General features: G+C 58.2%; 17 protein-coding genes and 1 other RNA gene. 6 read left to right on the top strand and 12 right to left on the bottom strand.

Going from position 1 to position 15,188, the window contains the following annotated elements:
• Positions 1 to 109: 109 nt before the first annotated feature.
• The 3 genes from HMPREF9538_RS05820 to ffs form a co-directional block, all read right to left on the bottom strand.
• Complete coding sequence (locus HMPREF9538_RS05820; RefSeq protein WP_004142688.1) at positions 110 to 325, bottom strand: hypothetical protein; 216 nt, start codon at positions 323 to 325, stop codon at positions 110 to 112.
• Positions 322 to 579 carry a hypothetical protein gene (locus HMPREF9538_RS05825; RefSeq protein WP_002891977.1) on the bottom strand — a complete coding sequence of 86 codons (258 nt, stop codon included), beginning with the start codon at positions 577 to 579 and terminating at the stop codon, positions 322 to 324. Before HMPREF9538_RS05825 ends, HMPREF9538_RS05820 begins: the two co-directional genes overlap by 4 nt.
• A gap of 309 nt (positions 580 to 888) precedes the next feature.
• Positions 889 to 985: signal recognition particle sRNA small type (gene ffs / locus HMPREF9538_RS28915), an RNA gene on the bottom strand.
• Positions 986 to 1,225: 240 nt separating this feature from the next.
• Here ffs and HMPREF9538_RS05830 point away from each other — a divergent pair.
• Together HMPREF9538_RS05830 and HMPREF9538_RS05835 are read left to right on the top strand one after the other, a co-directional pair.
• Positions 1,226 to 1,633 carry a dTDP-glucose pyrophosphorylase gene (locus HMPREF9538_RS05830; protein WP_004178755.1) on the top strand — a complete coding sequence of 136 codons (408 nt, stop codon included), beginning with the start codon at positions 1,226 to 1,228 and terminating at the stop codon, positions 1,631 to 1,633.
• Positions 1,634 to 1,700: 67 nt separating this feature from the next.
• Positions 1,701 to 2,012, top strand: coding sequence for an MGMT family protein (locus tag HMPREF9538_RS05835; protein ID WP_004142687.1), 312 nt, complete (start codon positions 1,701 to 1,703; stop codon positions 2,010 to 2,012).
• Between the two features lie 37 nt (positions 2,013 to 2,049).
• Here HMPREF9538_RS05835 and HMPREF9538_RS05840 read toward each other — a convergent pair whose 3' ends face one another.
• Positions 2,050 to 2,541 carry a YbaY family lipoprotein gene (locus HMPREF9538_RS05840; RefSeq protein ID WP_002891903.1) on the bottom strand — a complete coding sequence of 164 codons (492 nt, stop codon included), beginning with the start codon at positions 2,539 to 2,541 and terminating at the stop codon, positions 2,050 to 2,052.
• Positions 2,542 to 2,757: 216 nt separating this feature from the next.
• Between HMPREF9538_RS05840 and tesB the strand changes: the two genes are divergently transcribed.
• Positions 2,758 to 3,621, top strand: a complete 864-nt coding sequence (gene tesB / locus HMPREF9538_RS05845; RefSeq protein WP_002891899.1) for an acyl-CoA thioesterase II — start codon at positions 2,758 to 2,760, stop codon at positions 3,619 to 3,621.
• 54 nt (positions 3,622 to 3,675) lie between these two features.
• On the opposite strand, the gene amtB is transcribed toward tesB, so the two are convergent.
• From amtB to HMPREF9538_RS05870, 5 genes are all read right to left on the bottom strand, one after another.
• Positions 3,676 to 4,962: an ammonium transporter AmtB gene (amtB, locus tag HMPREF9538_RS05850; RefSeq protein WP_004152876.1), complete on the bottom strand. Its 1,287-nt coding sequence runs from the start codon at positions 4,960 to 4,962 to the stop codon at positions 3,676 to 3,678.
• Between the two features lie 33 nt (positions 4,963 to 4,995).
• On the bottom strand, positions 4,996 to 5,334 hold the full coding sequence (glnK, locus tag HMPREF9538_RS05855) for a P-II family nitrogen regulator (protein WP_002891893.1): 339 nt from the start codon (positions 5,332 to 5,334) through the stop codon (positions 4,996 to 4,998).
• A gap of 243 nt (positions 5,335 to 5,577) precedes the next feature.
• Positions 5,578 to 7,356 (bottom strand): SmdB family multidrug efflux ABC transporter permease/ATP-binding protein, encoded by a 1,779-nt coding sequence (locus HMPREF9538_RS05860; RefSeq protein WP_002891880.1) that lies wholly within the window; start codon positions 7,354 to 7,356, stop codon positions 5,578 to 5,580.
• Positions 7,349 to 9,121 (bottom strand): SmdA family multidrug ABC transporter permease/ATP-binding protein, encoded by a 1,773-nt coding sequence (locus HMPREF9538_RS05865; protein ID WP_009485959.1) that lies wholly within the window; start codon positions 9,119 to 9,121, stop codon positions 7,349 to 7,351. Before HMPREF9538_RS05865 ends, HMPREF9538_RS05860 begins: the two co-directional genes overlap by 8 nt.
• A gap of 43 nt (positions 9,122 to 9,164) precedes the next feature.
• Entirely contained in the window at positions 9,165 to 9,623 is a 459-nt protein-coding gene (locus HMPREF9538_RS05870; RefSeq protein ID WP_002891873.1) for an Lrp/AsnC family transcriptional regulator, read from the bottom strand.
• Between the two features lie 115 nt (positions 9,624 to 9,738).
• Here HMPREF9538_RS05870 and HMPREF9538_RS05875 point away from each other — a divergent pair, with 115 nt between their 5' ends.
• Entirely contained in the window at positions 9,739 to 10,791 is a 1,053-nt protein-coding gene (locus HMPREF9538_RS05875; RefSeq protein ID WP_009307943.1) for a PLP-dependent cysteine synthase family protein, read from the top strand.
• 44 nt (positions 10,792 to 10,835) lie between these two features.
• Here HMPREF9538_RS05875 and cof read toward each other — a convergent pair whose 3' ends face one another.
• Positions 10,836 to 11,654, bottom strand: coding sequence for an HMP-PP phosphatase (gene cof / locus HMPREF9538_RS05880; RefSeq protein WP_004151335.1), 819 nt, complete (start codon positions 11,652 to 11,654; stop codon positions 10,836 to 10,838).
• A 127-nt stretch (positions 11,655 to 11,781) separates the two neighbouring features.
• Here cof and HMPREF9538_RS05885 point away from each other — a divergent pair, with 127 nt between their 5' ends.
• Together HMPREF9538_RS05885 and queC are read left to right on the top strand one after the other, a co-directional pair.
• Positions 11,782 to 13,482 (top strand): SgrR family transcriptional regulator, encoded by a 1,701-nt coding sequence (locus HMPREF9538_RS05885; protein ID WP_009485958.1) that lies wholly within the window; start codon positions 11,782 to 11,784, stop codon positions 13,480 to 13,482.
• A 66-nt stretch (positions 13,483 to 13,548) separates the two neighbouring features.
• The gene (gene queC, locus HMPREF9538_RS05890; protein ID WP_009485957.1) at positions 13,549 to 14,250 is read left to right on the top strand and encodes a 7-cyano-7-deazaguanine synthase QueC; all 702 of its coding nucleotides are present in this window, start codon (positions 13,549 to 13,551) and stop codon (positions 14,248 to 14,250) included.
• 111 nt (positions 14,251 to 14,361) lie between these two features.
• Here the strand turns inward: queC and HMPREF9538_RS05895 are convergent, their stop codons facing one another.
• Both HMPREF9538_RS05895 and HMPREF9538_RS05900 read right to left on the bottom strand, forming a co-directional pair.
• Positions 14,362 to 14,763 carry a YbgC/FadM family acyl-CoA thioesterase gene (locus HMPREF9538_RS05895; protein ID WP_002891860.1) on the bottom strand — a complete coding sequence of 134 codons (402 nt, stop codon included), beginning with the start codon at positions 14,761 to 14,763 and terminating at the stop codon, positions 14,362 to 14,364.
• A gap of 111 nt (positions 14,764 to 14,874) precedes the next feature.
• On the bottom strand, positions 14,875 to 15,188 hold a 314-nt coding region (locus tag HMPREF9538_RS05900; protein WP_009485956.1), incomplete at its 5' end, for a ComEA family DNA-binding protein.

The following is a 15,188-nucleotide window of genomic DNA, read 5'->3' as shown; positions in this document are numbered from 1 at the left end:
CCCGTCAAATGACCTTCATCCATGAGGTATATGAGATGTTTTTATAAAATTGCCTGGCTATCCTGCCCTCTGGTTATGGCAACCCAATGACAGAAAGAAGGCAATTTCATTAATGCTGGCGCGGAATAGGAAACCCTTTCAGGGAAATAATAAAGCCATCTTCATCTTTTTTGATTTTAGCGCCGGTGTCACACCAGTCGGAAGCAATGCGAAAGAACTCATCACTACCGATATTCCAGTTCAGGCGGACGTGTTTTACGTATCCTGAGCGCAACATATCGCAAGCTTCGCTATAGTTGCTGGCTGTAGAGAATTGTTGTTTCATTTTTTCTTCTTCAGAAGTTTTCTTAATGCTTTGATTTCTTTAGGGGTAAGTGGCGTTGCTTCCTCTTCGGTATGCTGGCTGTCAATGTCCTCTTCCGTCACCCCCGCCTCACCTGCTGACTCCTCCAGCTGAAAAGCCAGCTGCAGCAGCTTTTCCGTTGCCGTTCCCAGGTTCTCGTTATTAACTTCCGCATAATGACGCAACTTTTCTTTTAGCTCTGCGTCAATTTTTACATTCAAAACCACTGTGGTCATAGCTACGCTTCCCGTGCAATAAAATCATCATAATTAATACACGAAGTTAACATGCTGATCCAGAGATATATTTTACAGCATGAGCCTGGCAACAAATTCCCATCAGTAAGATGCGCTTTATTTATGACATGCAAATGACATTAATATTTCAGTAGTATTTCAGATTTATGACAAGTAAATATTATGGAATAAAAGCAGAGGGTTTTAACAACAAAAACTAATATGCGATCTTTATCAGAAATTAATTATTGCAGGAGTAAAAACCGGACAAATATAAGGGAAACACCAGGCGGGAGAAATGGGTGGGGGCCCTGCCAGCTACATCCCGGCACACACGTCGTCTGCTCTGGCTGCTTCCTTCCGGACCTGACCTGGTAAACAGAGTAGCGTTGCGGGAGAACCAACAGAGCCCCCATTGAGAGCGTTAGTTGCCTAACGCGCTGGCGCATTATCCCTGCTGACCTGGTGAATTGCAAGCTCACACCGTCCGCCTGCTGGTTTATTGCGCAATAACGCGAATAAAACCAGCCACTCACGGTCAGCCTGTGAGATTGCGAGCCCGCGCTCAGCACACATCCGGGTTATCCACCATACTTATCCTCTTCGTCCTCTTTTATCACCAGTACATTGTCTCGACGGTAATCGAATGACTGACTCATCACCACAGACCATCACTCTGCCTTTACCTGCTATTGAAGGGATGACCATCGCCTTTCAGGGCGTAAACTACCTGCGTCCTGAAAAAATGCTCGACTTCGCGACCATCAGTCCCGCGCCGGTGCGGGCGGTTACGCCGCTGGCGCTGCTCTATTCCACCGTCGGCGTGCTGCGCCAGGTGGAGCTGCGCAAGCTGCCGGTCTATATCAGCGGTCGGGTGGTGTACCCTATCTCGTCGTTAACCATGCCGGGCCTGCGCGCGAGGCTGATCATCAACGCCACTTCGCAGCGGTTGAAATTTCTTGAGAGTCTCATCGCCAGCTCAGCCTCCGACAATGTCCATGGCATGCAGATCCTCGGCCTCGCTCTGACGTTCACCGTCGAACAGGCCGCCTGACCCAGGCCGGCTGTACAGCTCCTGGCTTAGCGCTTATGCTGACGTTTTGCCGGTAACAGGACAGAAAATGGCTCCGCACGACACATTTCCCCAACGCGTCTGGCACATCGTGGCGTCGATACCGGAAGGGTATGTCACGACCTACGGCGAGGTCGCCCGGCTGGCAGGTTCACCGCGCGCGGCGCGCCAGGTGGGCGGCGTATTGAAGCGCCTGCCGGAAGGGTCCACCCTGCCATGGCATCGGGTGGTCAATCGCCATGGCGATATCTCCCTCACCGGCCCCGATCTACAGCGGCAGCGTCAGGCGCTGCTGGCCGAGGGTGTGCAGGTCTCCGGCAGCGGCCATATCGATCTCCAGCATTATCGCTGGGTTTATTGAAGGCAAAAAAAAGCCCCCATCCGGGGGCGTAGCGAGCTTACTGGGCGACAGGAACGGCGGTCTGCTGGACCGGAACCAGCGTCAGGTCGGCATGAGTGCCGCCCTGGTTTATTACCGTCTGCACGGTATCGGTAATAAACATCAACTGGCCGTTAACCGTGATCGCCGCGCTTAGCAGAATGCGAGCGTTCGGTTGAATATCTGCCGGGTTGTAAGGCAGCGCAAAGTTAAATGGCGCCTGTTTGCCTTCGGTACGCACCGCTTTTTGCGACAATACGCGGGCTGGCGCATCTGCCAGAGAAGCATCCGACAGGGTCACCGTCAGTACCGCATCCGGCGGTAAAGCGATTCTCTGGCGGATATTAATCGTCCCCGTGACGCTCGGCTGCTGCTGCGCCACGCTCAGCGTCGCGATACCGTAAGGGTCGGGCGCGGCCGCCTGCGTCGAAGAATTGTTCGAGTGGTGATTAGCACAGGCGGTCAGCGTCGCGGCGACGGCTAAGGCACTAAACATATAGGCAAATTTCATGATGTTCTCCTTATCATCCCTTAATACCCAGGAGGATGTTCCGCCGCTTCGCCGGCAGGAACTTTCGTGTCGTCAATAAGTGTGGCACAGATCTCAGATTTGTTCCTGTTAACTGGTCGTTATTCAGATTATTACACCCATCGGACCACTTGCGATTCCAGGTTATACTTGGCCACATTACGCGCGCTGCGCCGCTATTGTTAATTGAGGATAAGTATGAGTCAGGCACTCTCTAACCTGCTGGCATTATTAGATCTGGAAAAAATTGAGGAAGGGTTGTTTCGCGGGCAGAGCGAAGACCTGGGGTTACGTCAGGTTTTTGGCGGCCAGGTAGTGGGTCAGGCGCTGTATGCGGCAAAAGAGACCGTGCCCGTTGAGCGTCTGGTTCATTCGTTTCACAGCTACTTTCTTCGCCCCGGCGATAGCCAGAAGCCGATCGTTTACGATGTGGAGGTGCTGCGCGACGGCAACAGCTTCAGCGCCCGTCGGGTCGCCGCCATCCAGAACGGGAAGCCGATTTTCTATATGACCGCCTCCTTCCAGGCGCCAGAGAATGGCTATGAGCATCAGAAAGCAATGCCGGCCGCCCCCTCCCCTGACGGCCTGCCTTCGGAAACCGATATCGCTCGCAAGCTGGCGCATCTCCTGCCGCCGCAGGTGAAAGACAAATTCCTCTGCGATAAACCGCTGGAGATCCGTCCGGTGGAGTTTCATAACCCAATGAAAGGCCATATCGCCGAACCGGTGCGCCAGGTCTGGCTGCGCGCCAACGGCGCCGTCCCTGACGATCTGCGTATTCATCAGTATCTGCTGGGCTATGCTTCAGACTTTAACTTCCTGCCGGTGGCGCTGCAGCCGCACGGCGTTGGTTTCCTTGAGCCCGGCATGCAGGTCGCCACCATCGACCACTCTATGTGGTTCCACCGGCCGTTTAATATTAATGAATGGCTGCTGTATAGCGTCGAAAGCACCTCGGCCTCCAGCGCCCGCGGCTTCGTTCGCGGCGAATTCTACACCCAGGATGGCACGCTGGTTGCCTCAACGGTTCAGGAAGGGGTGATGCGCAACCGCAACGCATAAAAAAAGCCTCCCGGACGGGAGGCTTTTCGCTATCAGGAGAGAATGGCTTTTTTATCAGGCGTTATAGGCGTTTTCGCCATGGCTGTTGACGTCCAGCCCTTCGCGCTCCTGCTCTTCCGGCACGCGCAGCCCGACGGTCATATCCGCCACTTTGTAGCCGATGAACGCCACAACGCCGGACCAGACCACGGTGATGGCGATACTTTCCAGTTGCACCAGCAGCTGATGGCCCATGGTGACGCCTTCCGCATAACCGACGCCGCCCAGAGAAGTCGCCGCGAAGATACCAGTCAGGATACAGCCGACGATGCCGCAGACGCCGTGAACGCCGAAGACGTCGCAAGGATCATCCACACGCAGCCAGCGTTTCAGCGCAGTCACGCCCCAGATACCCGCCAGGCCAGAGGCGATACCGACGATCAGCGCCCCGCCGACACCGATATAACCACACGCCGGCGTAACGCCAACCAGACCGGCAATTGCCCCGGAGCAGGCGCCCAGCAGTGAAGGTTTGCCGCGCAGAGCCCATTCGCCAAAGGTCCACGCCAGGATAGCCGCAGCGGTCGCCACGACGGTGTTAACGAACGCCAGGGCCGCAATTTCATTCGCTGCGCTGGCAGAGCCGGCGTTGAAGCCGAACCAGCCCACGTAGAGGATAGCGGTGCCAGTGAACACCATCGGCAGGTTATGCGGTTTGAACGCTTCTTTGCCGAAGCCCACGCGTTTGCCCATCATATAGGCGCCCACCAGCCCGGCGACCGCGGCGTTGATGTGCACAACGGTGCCGCCGGCGAAGTCCAGCGCGCCATGGGTCGCCAGCAGACCGCCGCCCCAAACCATATGCGCAATCGGCACGTAGGAGAGTGTCATCCATACCACCACGAAGATCAGTACCGCGGAGAAACGAATACGTTCCGCCAGCGCCCCGACAATCAGCCCGACGGTGATGCAGGCGAACGAGCCCTGGAATGCCACGTGGATATACTGATAGAAGGTGCCCATCAGCGCTTTCAGCTCAATATTTTTCAGCATCACCCAGTCAAAGCTGCCGAAGAAGCTGCCGCCGGTGCCGAAGGCCAGGGTATAGCCATAAATCACCCACAATACGCAGACCAGGCCAAAGGTGACAATCACCTGAGTCAGCATGGACAGAACGTTCTTACCGCGGATCAGGCCGCCGTAAAACAGCGCAATCCCCGGGATAGTCATAAACAGAACCAGCGCGGTGCAAATCATCATAAACGCGTTATCGGCTTTGTCCGCCACCGCAGGCGCGGCCATCGCCAGCCCCGGCAGAAGGGCTAATGCCCCCAGACCCGATTTCATTGTTGCCATTTTCATTGTTTCGTTCCCCATCACTGTGTGGTCTGGAAATTACAGTGCCGCTTCGTCAGCTTCGCCGGTACGGATGCGAATGACGCGCTGCAATTCAGCGACGAAAATTTTGCCGTCGCCAATTTTTCCGGTGTAAGCCGCTTTGCTGATGACATCGATGACTTCATCCAGCTGATCGTCGGCAATCGCCACATCAATCTTCACTTTTGGCAGAAAGTTGACGCTATACTCGGCGCCGCGGTAGAGCTCCGCGTGACCTTTCTGACGGCCAAATCCTTTGACTTCAGTGACCGTCAGGCCCTGAATGCCGATGGAAGACAAAGCTTCACGCACGTCTTCCAATTTGAATGGTTTGATTACCACGGTAACCAGCTTCATAAGTCCCCTCCAGTCAGTATTCGGTAATGGCCGCAGCTAACACGATGGATATAAAGCAAGGGCTATGCCAGAAATGAAAAAAGGCCGCAAAGCGGCCCTTTGATGGCAAAAAACAGGGGACAGGTCAGGCAATATCCTGCGCAACGGCGCCTGGCGCGCAAAAATGCACCACAACGGTGCATTTGATGTAACGTTTTTGCACCATCGCAGGCCGCCCAGCGTTCCCTGCCTGCTGGTGGTGCATCAGGCGCTGAGCGACTCCTCTCTGGCGCTGGCCGCCAGCTCTTCGCCGGCCAGCTGCAGCTGATACATCTGCCAGTAGCGGCCTTTCGCCGCCAGCAGCTGCTGATGGGTGCCCCGCTCGACAGCCTGACCTCGATGCAGAACCAGGATGGTATCGGCCTCCACAATGGTCGACAGCCGATGGGCAATAACCACGAGGGTGGTATGCTGGCGGACCTTCGCCAGCGCCTGCTGGATCGCCTGCTCGGTACCGGAGTCGATGTTTGCCGTCGCCTCATCCAAAATCAGTACCTGCGGGGTATCCACCAGCACGCGCGCCAGCGCCAGCAGCTGCTTCTGCCCGACGGAGAGATTATTGCCCTGCTCGCCCAGTTGGGTGTACAGCCCATCGCTCATGCTGCGCGCCACCGCCGCCAGCTGCACCGCCTCCAGCGCTTCCCAAACCTGCGCCTCACTGATGTCCCGGCCCAGCGCGACGTTGGCGTAGAAGGTATCCGCCAGCACTACGGGATCCTGTTGCACCATCGCGATGCCCCGACGCAACGCGCTGTGGCTGAGGGATGCGAGCGGTCGACCATCGATGCGGATCTCGCCGTGGGTTAACGGGTAATAGCCCATCATCAGACTGGCGAGGGTACTTTTTCCGCTGCCGGTATGTCCGACCAGCGCCACGAAGCTGCGGGAGGGAATATCCAGCGTGATATCCTGGAGAACCAGACGGTCCCCCCGGTAAGCAAAGGAGAGATGGTCAATTTCCACCCGACCGCTGCTCAGCGGCGCGTCATCCGTACCCCACGCCTGGCGCGGGCGATCCATCAGCTCGAAAACGCGCTCGCCGGCGACCACCGCCTGCTGCAGCATCGACTGCTGGGTGGTCAGCTCGATAAGCGGCTCGTTAAGGCGTCCAAGATAGCTGATAAACGCGTACAGGACCCCAACCTCGATCGTGCCCACCGCGCTAAAGCCGAACAGCATCAGCAGCCCGCACAGCACCAGCGAGGAAAAAAGGCTCAGCAGCGGGCGCAGCAGAAAACCGTCCAGGCGCAGCGTCTGCATCCGCGCCAGATAGTGGGCATAGCTGGCCTCGCGCATCCGTTCGCCAAAGCGCGCCTGCTGGCGGAACTGCTGGATGACGCCCATGCCGTTGATCACTTCGTTGAAGCCATCGTTGATGTCGGCAAGCCAGGCGCGCACCCGCCGCACGATCGGCGTGCTATAGCGCTGATAGATAATCATCACGATCAGCACCGCCGGGAAAATCGCGATCGCCACCAGCGCCATCCGCCAGTCGAGGCTAAACATCGCCACCAGCATCGCGCCGATCAGCGCGGCGCTGCGCAGTACCGTAGCCACCACCGTCACGTACAGATCGCGAATGACTTCCGTATCGTTGGTTACCCGTGAGATAAGCTGCCCAACCGGCTGGGTATCAAACTCGCTGAGCGGCTGATGCAGGGCGGCATCCATCACGTCGCTGCGCAACTGCTGGACGACGCCGACCGCGGCGCGGTTAAACAGCAGCGACTGGTTATAGTGCAGGAGCGCCGCCAGCAGCTGCAGGCCGATATAGGCTACCGCCAGGCCGGCCACCAGCTTCAGCGGCAGCGTATGTTTCGCCACCATGTTGTCGATGAAATAGCTGATAAGCAGCGGGCCGCTCACTTCCGCCGCCGCCGCAATCCACATCATCGCCACCGCGATGGCCAACGGCTTGCGCCACGGTGAACCATAGGCCAGCAGGCGTTTAAGCGTCGGCCAGAGTTCGGTAAAGCTACGCATCCAGGGCCTCCTCTTGCGTCTGCGGAACCTCGTCGAGCGCGGCCTCCAGCTGCTGATATCGATACATGTCGCGGTACCAGCCGGGCTGCACGGCCAGCGCCTCGTGGCGGCCTCGCTGGGCAATATGCCCATGCTGCAGTACCAAAATTTCACTGGCCTCGGTGAGCGCCGACAGGCGGTGGGCGCTGATAATGACCGTCCGCCCCTCCCCCCACTGGCGCAGGTTATGCAGGATCTGGTGCTCGGTGCGGCCATCCACCGCCGATAAGGCATCGTCGAGGATCAAAATTTCGGCCTCCAGCAGCAGGGCGCGAGCAATAGAGATGCGCTGTTTCTGACCGCCGGAGAGCATCACGCCGCGCTCGCCCACTTCGGTCTCGTAGCCCTGAGGCAGACGCAGAATGTCGTCATGCACGCTGGCCAGTTGTGCAACCCGCTCAATCTGCGCCTGCGTCGCGTCCGGTTTTCCCAGCGCGATATTATTGGCGACGGTATCGGAGAATAAAAATGGCGTCTGATTGACCACCGCCAACCGGGCGCGCCAGCTGTCGAGCTGCAGAATCGGCAGCGGCAGATCGTGAAAGCGGATCTCGCCGTGAGTGACGTCAAAATGGCGCTGCAGCAGCGCCAGAATGGTGCTTTTGCCGGCGCCCGTCGGCCCGCAGATGCCCAGCATTTGCCCCGGCTGGAGAGTAAAATTTACCTGCTCCAGCGAAGGTTTGCTCGCCTGCGGATAGATGAAATCGCGGATAGCAACCTGCAGGACGCCACGGCCTGCCGGCACCGCCTCGCTCCCGTCATCCACCGCCGGCGCCTCTTCAAGCATCGTGCGGATACGACCATAGGCCGCGCTACCGCGCTCCACGATGTTAAACATCCACGCCAGCGCCAGCATCGGCCAGATCATCAGGCCAAGATACATCACGAAGCTGGTCAGCTGGCCCAGGGTCAGGCTGCCGTGGATCACCATCCAGCTGCCGCCGCCGATGGCCAGCAGGTTAGCGGCCCCGATGGCGATATAGATGGTGGGGTCGAAGCGGGCGTCAATGCGTGCCACGCGCATGTTTTTCGCACCGGTATCGGCAGCATCGGCAGCAAACTGCGCCGACTGGCGATCCTCCAGCCCAAACGCCTTAATCATGCGGATGCTGGTCAGGCTCTCCTGCGTGCGATCGTTGAGGCTGGAAAAGGCCGCCTGAGCAACGCGAAAACGTTCGTGAAGCGCATCGCCGTTACGTTTGATCGCCAGGGCCATCAGCGGCATCGGCAGCAGCGCCAGCAGAGTAAGCTGCCAGCTAATCTGCGTCGACATTACAATCAATACCGCACAGCCCATCACCAGGGAATCCACCAGGGTTAATACTCCTTCGCCAGCGGCAAACACCACCCGGTCCACGTCATTGGTGGCGCGGGCGATAAGATCCCCGGTGCGATGGCGCAAATAGAACGCCGGATGCTGGCGGCTCAGTTGCCGGTAAAAATCTTCCCGCAGCTCAACCGCCAACTGGTAAGAAGCACCGAACAACAGCACGCGCCAGACATAGCGCAGCAGGTAGACCATCACCGCGATCAGCACCAGCGCGCCGATCCACATCCACACCTTCTCCGCGGTGTAATGTTGTTGCGTCACGCCGTCGACCACAATGCCCACCACCTTCGGCGGAATAAGCTGCAGGACGGCAATAATGACCAGCAGGGCAATTGCGCCAAGATAGCGGCGCCACTCCCGGCGGAAGTACCAGCTGAGTTGAGCAAATAATCGCAAGCAATAAAATCCTGATTTTGTAATGGGTTACGGCGCAATACCGTTATTCGACAGGCAAGGCGGTGGTATATTTTATCTGTTCCATGGCAAAACTCGAAGTGACATCCGACAGACCGGGCACACTGTTCACTAAACGTTTATAAAAGTCGTCATAGCGTTTCATATCAGCCACCTGCACCCGTAGCAGGTAGTCATACTCCCCCGCCATCCGCCAGAAGCCGAGCACTTCCGCCATCTGCGTCACTTCGCTCACGAACTGACAGTACCAGTCGCTGCTGTGATGCTGGGTCTTGATCAGGACGAACGCCGTCAGCCCCAGCCCCACCTTTTCCGCGTCCAACAGGGCGACGCGCCCGCGGAGAATACCCTCGTCTTCGAGCCGTTTCAGGCGTTTCCAGCAGGGCGTGGTGGTCAGATTAACGGCATCGGCCAGCGCCTGCAAAGAGAGGGTGCAATCTTCCTGCAGTAGCGCCAGCAGCTTACGGTCAATTTTATCTAGCATTGGGCATCCTCAGAGAAAATTTTGCTCTCATAATGGTAATCCACAGGTTAAATGGCAACAATTTTTCCTGCGCTTTCCGCTAAGCTAGGCACAAAATGACAAACAGGAAATCACGATGAATAGCGCCTGGGTTAAACATGCCATTAGCGAAATCAACGCTGACTATCAGCGTTCCGCCGACACGCACCTGATCCGTCTGCCGCTGCCCGCTTTTCCGGGCATCCACCTGTATCTGAAAGATGAAAGCACCCACCCCACCGGCAGCCTGAAGCATCGCCTGGCGCGGTCGCTGTTTCTCTATGGCTTGTGCAACGGCTGGATCAAAGAAGGCACGCCAATTATAGAGTCCTCCTCAGGGTCAACCGCCGTTTCGGAGGCCTATTTCGCCCGCCTGCTGGGGCTGCCGTTTATCGCTGTGATGCCCTCCTGCACCGCCAGACGCAAAATCGAACAGATCGAGTTCTACGGCGGACGCTGCCATTTTGTGCAGAGCGCCGGCGAAATCTACGCGGCTTCCGAAACGCTGGCCCGCGAGCTGAACGGCCATTATATGGATCAGTTTACCTTCGCCGAGCGGGCCACCGACTGGCGCGGCAACAACAATATCGCCGACAGTATTTTCCGCCAGATGAGCCATGAGCCGCACCCGCAGCCGTCATGGATCGTCATGAGCGCCGGCACCGGCGGCACCTCAGCGACCATTGGCCGCTATATTCGCAGCCAGGGCTACGAGACGCAGCTGATGGTCGTTGATCCGCAGAATTCGGTGTTCCTCGATTACTGGCAGACCCGCGACGCCAGCCTGCGCAGCCCGGTCGGCAGCAAAATTGAAGGCATCGGACGGCCGCGCGTCGAGCCGTCGTTTATTCCCGACGTTGTCGATGAGATGCTGCGCGTGCCGGATGCGGCGAGCGTAGCCACCGCCCTGTGGCTGGAAACGCAGCTTGGGCGCAAGGTCGGCGCCTCGACCGGCACCAATATGTGGGGCGTATTGCAGCTGGCCGCGCGGATGCGCGAGGAAGGTCGCACCGGCTCGATAGTGACACTCCTGTGCGACAGCGGCGAGCGTTACCTGGAAAGCTATTACAACCCGCAGTGGGTGGCGGACAATATCGGCGATATTGCGCCCTGGCAGGCGGAGATCGCCGGTCTGGTCGAAAGGCGATAAAAAAAGCCAGATAGAAGCCTATCTGGCTTGCTGGAAGGGTCTCTCTATTCGGGGGAATAAGGAAGATCAGGATTATCCAGCCAATGAGTTAAAAAATGGGAGACTGCCTGATTCCGGCAGTCGCCAATTACCGGCAGATGCGGCAGCTCGGCTTTCAGCTGCGGCATCGCGTTGCCCATGATGAACCCCCGCCCAACGCTGCCCAGCATCTCGCGGTCGTTCATCGCATCGCCGAAGGCCATGCATTCCTGCAGGGTGAAGCCTAAATGCTGGCTGAGCACCGCCAGCGCCGCGCCTTTATTGCAGCCAACCGGCAGCACCTCCAGACAGTCCATTGCCGAGAAGCAGAGAAATGCGCGATCGCCCAGCGTCTCATTCAGCTGGATCCGCAGACGGCGCAAATCGTCATGATCGCCGCAGAAACAGATCTTGGTGACATGCTGCGCCGACATGCGCTTCAGATCGCACAGTTGATAGTGAAAGCCGCTGAATACATGCGCTTGCAACAATTCAGGCCTTGCCTGGCCGGTGAACCAGCCGCCATCGTTAAAGACGTGCATGCTGGCCTGGGTATCCCATTTGCCGTGCAGCACCGCTTCCGCCGCTTCGGGAGCGAGATCCTGGCGATAAAGCTCCTCCCCTTCCAGCGAATGGATGCGCGTCCCGTTGCCGGTGATCAGAAATGCATCAAGGGAAAATTCGCCAATCACATGGTGCATCTCCAGCACATGGCGGCCGGTGGCGAAGGTCAAGGTGATATCGCGCTCACGCAGCCGTTTCAGCGCGGAAAGCGTCTTTTCTCCAAGACGATGGTCGGGCATCAGCAGGGTGCCGTCCATATCAAATGCCGCCAGTTTTGCCATGGTATATTCCCCGATGTGTGATGGGCTTCGCTTGTGTTGCAGTATCACCTGGGATATACGGAAGTAATAGTGAATAGATATTATTAATTGTTCCGGGTTTACAGCGGCCCGGTGGACGACGGCCCCCATGCGACTCTTACACCGTTTAAATCAATACCAGCGCCTATGGCAACCCTCAGCCGGGGCGCCGCAGCAGGTCACCGTCGGCGAACTGGCGGAGCGCTGTTTTTGCAGCGAGCGCCACGTCCGTACTCTGCTGCGTCAGGCGCAGGAGGCCGGGTGGCTAAGCTGGCAGGCCAGCTCCGGGCGCGGCAAACGCGGACAGCTCTTATTTCACAAAACCCCGGAAAGTCTGCGCAACGAGATGATGGAGCAGGCGCTGAACAACGGTCAGCAACAAACCGCGCTGGAGCTGGCGCAGCTTGCCCCGGTGGAGCTGAAAGCCCTGCTCCATCCCTTCCTCGGCGGTCAGTGGCAAAACAATACCCCCACGCTGCGTATTCCTTACTATCGCCCGCTGGAGCCGCTGCGTCCCGGCTTTCTCCCCGGCCGCGCCGAGCAGCATCTGGCCGGACAAATCTATGCCGGGCTGACGCGCTTCGACGAAGGCGACAATATGCCGATCGGCGATCTGGCGCACCACTGGCAGGTCTCCCCGGACGGCCTGCGCTGGCATTTTTATATCCGCTCCACGCTGTGCTGGCACAATGGCGATACGGTGGAAACCGCGCAGTTGCGACAGCGGTTACTGCTGCTGCTTGAGCTGCCCGCCTTGCGGACCCTCTTCGCCAGCATCAGCCGTATCGATGTCACCCATGCCCAGTGTTTAACAATAACCCTGCATCGCCCTGACTACTGGCTGCCGTTCCGCCTCGCCAGCTACTGCAGCGTGCTGGCGCATCCCGACGATCCGGCCATTGGCTGCGGACCGTTCCGCCTGAAGCGGTTTAGTCCGGAACTCGTCCGCCTGGAAAACCATCCCCGCTACCACCTGCAGCATCCGCTGATCCAGGCGGTGGAGTACTGGATCACTCCTCAGCTCTTTGACCGGGATCTCGGCACCAGCTGCCGCCATCCGGTGCAGATCACCATCGGCGATCGCGAAGAGCTGCATAATCTGCGTCAGGTCAGCAACCGTATCAGCCTTGGCTTCTGCTATTTGACCCTGCGCCACAGCCCTCGGCTTAGCAAAGCGCAGGCCCAGCGGCTGGTGTCGATAATCCATCACTCGTCGCTACTGGATACGCTGCCGCTGGAGGAGGATCTGATTACGCCAAGCCATGAGGTGCTGCCGGGATGGTCCATCCCGCAGGGACCGGCAAACAACGCGGTACCGCTGCCGGCCAGGCTCACCCTGCTCTATCATCTGCCGGTCGAGCTACATGCGATGGCCGAACAGCTGAGGCAACGTCTGGCTCTGCTGGGCTGCGAGCTGACGCTCCTGTTTCACGACGCTAAAAACTGGGAAGGCTGCCAGGATCTGGGGCAGGCCGACCTGATGATGGGCGACCGTCTGATCGGCGAAGCGCCGGAGTACGCCCTGGAACAGTGGCTGCGCTGCGATATGCTGTGGCCTAATTTGCTGACCGGGGCGCAATATGCTCATCTGCAGGCGACATTAGACGCGGTGCAGTCTCAGCCCGACGCTCGCAGCCGCAACGATGCGCTGCGCAACGTATTTAACAGCCTGATGGAAGACGCCATCATGACGCCGCTGTTCAAGTATAACTATCGGATCAGCGCGCCACCGGGGGTCAATGGTCTGCGCCTCAACGCCCGGGGCTGGTTCGACTTCGCCAGCGCCTGGCTGCCGGCCTCGTCGACGTGAGAGAGCTGGTGATGGAGGGCGTCTGCCGCTACCATATCGCCTTTATTCATTTAGTCAGGAATTGCCATGAAACGCGCCGTAGTTGTCTTCAGCGGAGGACAAGATTCAACCACCTGTCTGGTGCAGGCTCTGCAACAGTATGATGAAGTGCATTGCGTCACTTTTGATTATGGCCAACGCCACCGCGCGGAAATCGACGTTGCGCGCGAACTCGCCCTGAAACTGGGCGCCGTCGCGCATAAAGTGCTGGACGTCACTCTGCTCAACGAACTGGCAGTCAGCAGCCTGACCCGCGATAACATTCCGGTACCGGACTATCAGCCTGATGCCGAGGGTATTCCCAACACCTTTGTCCCCGGGCGTAATATTCTGTTTTTAACCCTGACGGCAATCTACGCCTATCAGGTAAAAGCCGAAGCCATCATCACCGGCGTGTGCGAGACCGACTTCTCCGGCTACCCGGACTGCCGCGATGAGTTTGTCAAAGCGCTGCACAACGCCGTCAGCCTGGGGATGGCGAAAGACATTCGCTTTGAGACGCCGCTGATGTGGCTGAATAAGGCCGAGACCTGGGCGCTCGCCGACTACTGGGGTCAGCTGGATCTGGTGCGCCGGGAAACCCTCACCTGCTACAACGGCATTAAGGGCGATGGCTGCGGCCAGTGCGCCGCCTGTAACCTGCGCGCAAACGGACTCAACCAGTATCTGGCGGACAAGGTCGGGGTAATGGCGGTTATGCAGCAAAAAACCGGACTGGCGCAGGCATAATCTCCGGGGATCGATTTACCGGAGCTTTGACTCAAATTCCCCGGTGGCGCGATGCTTACCGGGGCTACGGGTTCATCACCTGCCGTGGGCCAGCCACTCGCACGACGGTTGTCAGCGCAGGTTCATCTGGTCAAGTTTCGCACGCAATTCCCCTTCCAGCGGCAGCGCCTTCTGGGTTTTCAAATCGATACAAACGAAGGTAATCAGCGCATCGGCCACTACTTCGCCATTGGGGTTGAGGGTGACCACCTGGCTTAGGGTGCCGCTTTTGCCGTTGAGTTGCTCCAGTTTGCTGCTCACCGTCAGCACATCGCCCAGTACCGCCGGACGACGATAGTTAATATTGATATTCACCACCACGAAGGCGATGTTTTTCTCCATCATCCACTGAAACGCGGGGCTGTTTTCCAGGCCGTCCCAGCGGGCTTCCTCAAGGAACTCCAGGTAGCGAGCGTTGTTCACATGCTGGTAGACGTCCAGATGATAGCCGCGAACTTTAATTTGTGTCTGCATAGCACTAATGCCTTTCTGTTATTGTTGTTTATGAGGTAAGAGGTCACACCACTTGATGCAACCTCTTTATCCTGGCAAAAAATCACCGCTGTGCAAGGTCTGGCATAAAATTTACAGCGTCAGATGGGCTAAATTGCGCTCCACCAACGCGCTCCCCATTCCCGGGACCTGCTTCAGATCATCGAGGGTTTTGAACGGCCCGTACTCTTCGCGGTAGCTGACAATAGCCTGGGCTTTTTTCAATCCTACGCCATTTAACGCCTGCGCCAGCTGTTCGGCGCTGGCGCGGTTAATGCTGACCTTTGTCGCCCCGTTGTCAGACTCGCCGGGCACCGCTTCCGCCTTCGCCGAAGAGGACGCCTGCACATTTTCTTTATTCACCGCCGCTTTGCCCCCGGCGGGGGGGGCCCCCCCCCCCCCCCCCC

The sequence above is a fragment of the Klebsiella sp. MS 92-3 genome, assembly GCF_000195655.1.
Taxonomy (GTDB): Bacteria; Pseudomonadota; Gammaproteobacteria; order Enterobacterales; family Enterobacteriaceae; genus Klebsiella; species Klebsiella pneumoniae.
This window is presented reverse-complemented; position numbering and strand designations above follow the sequence as displayed.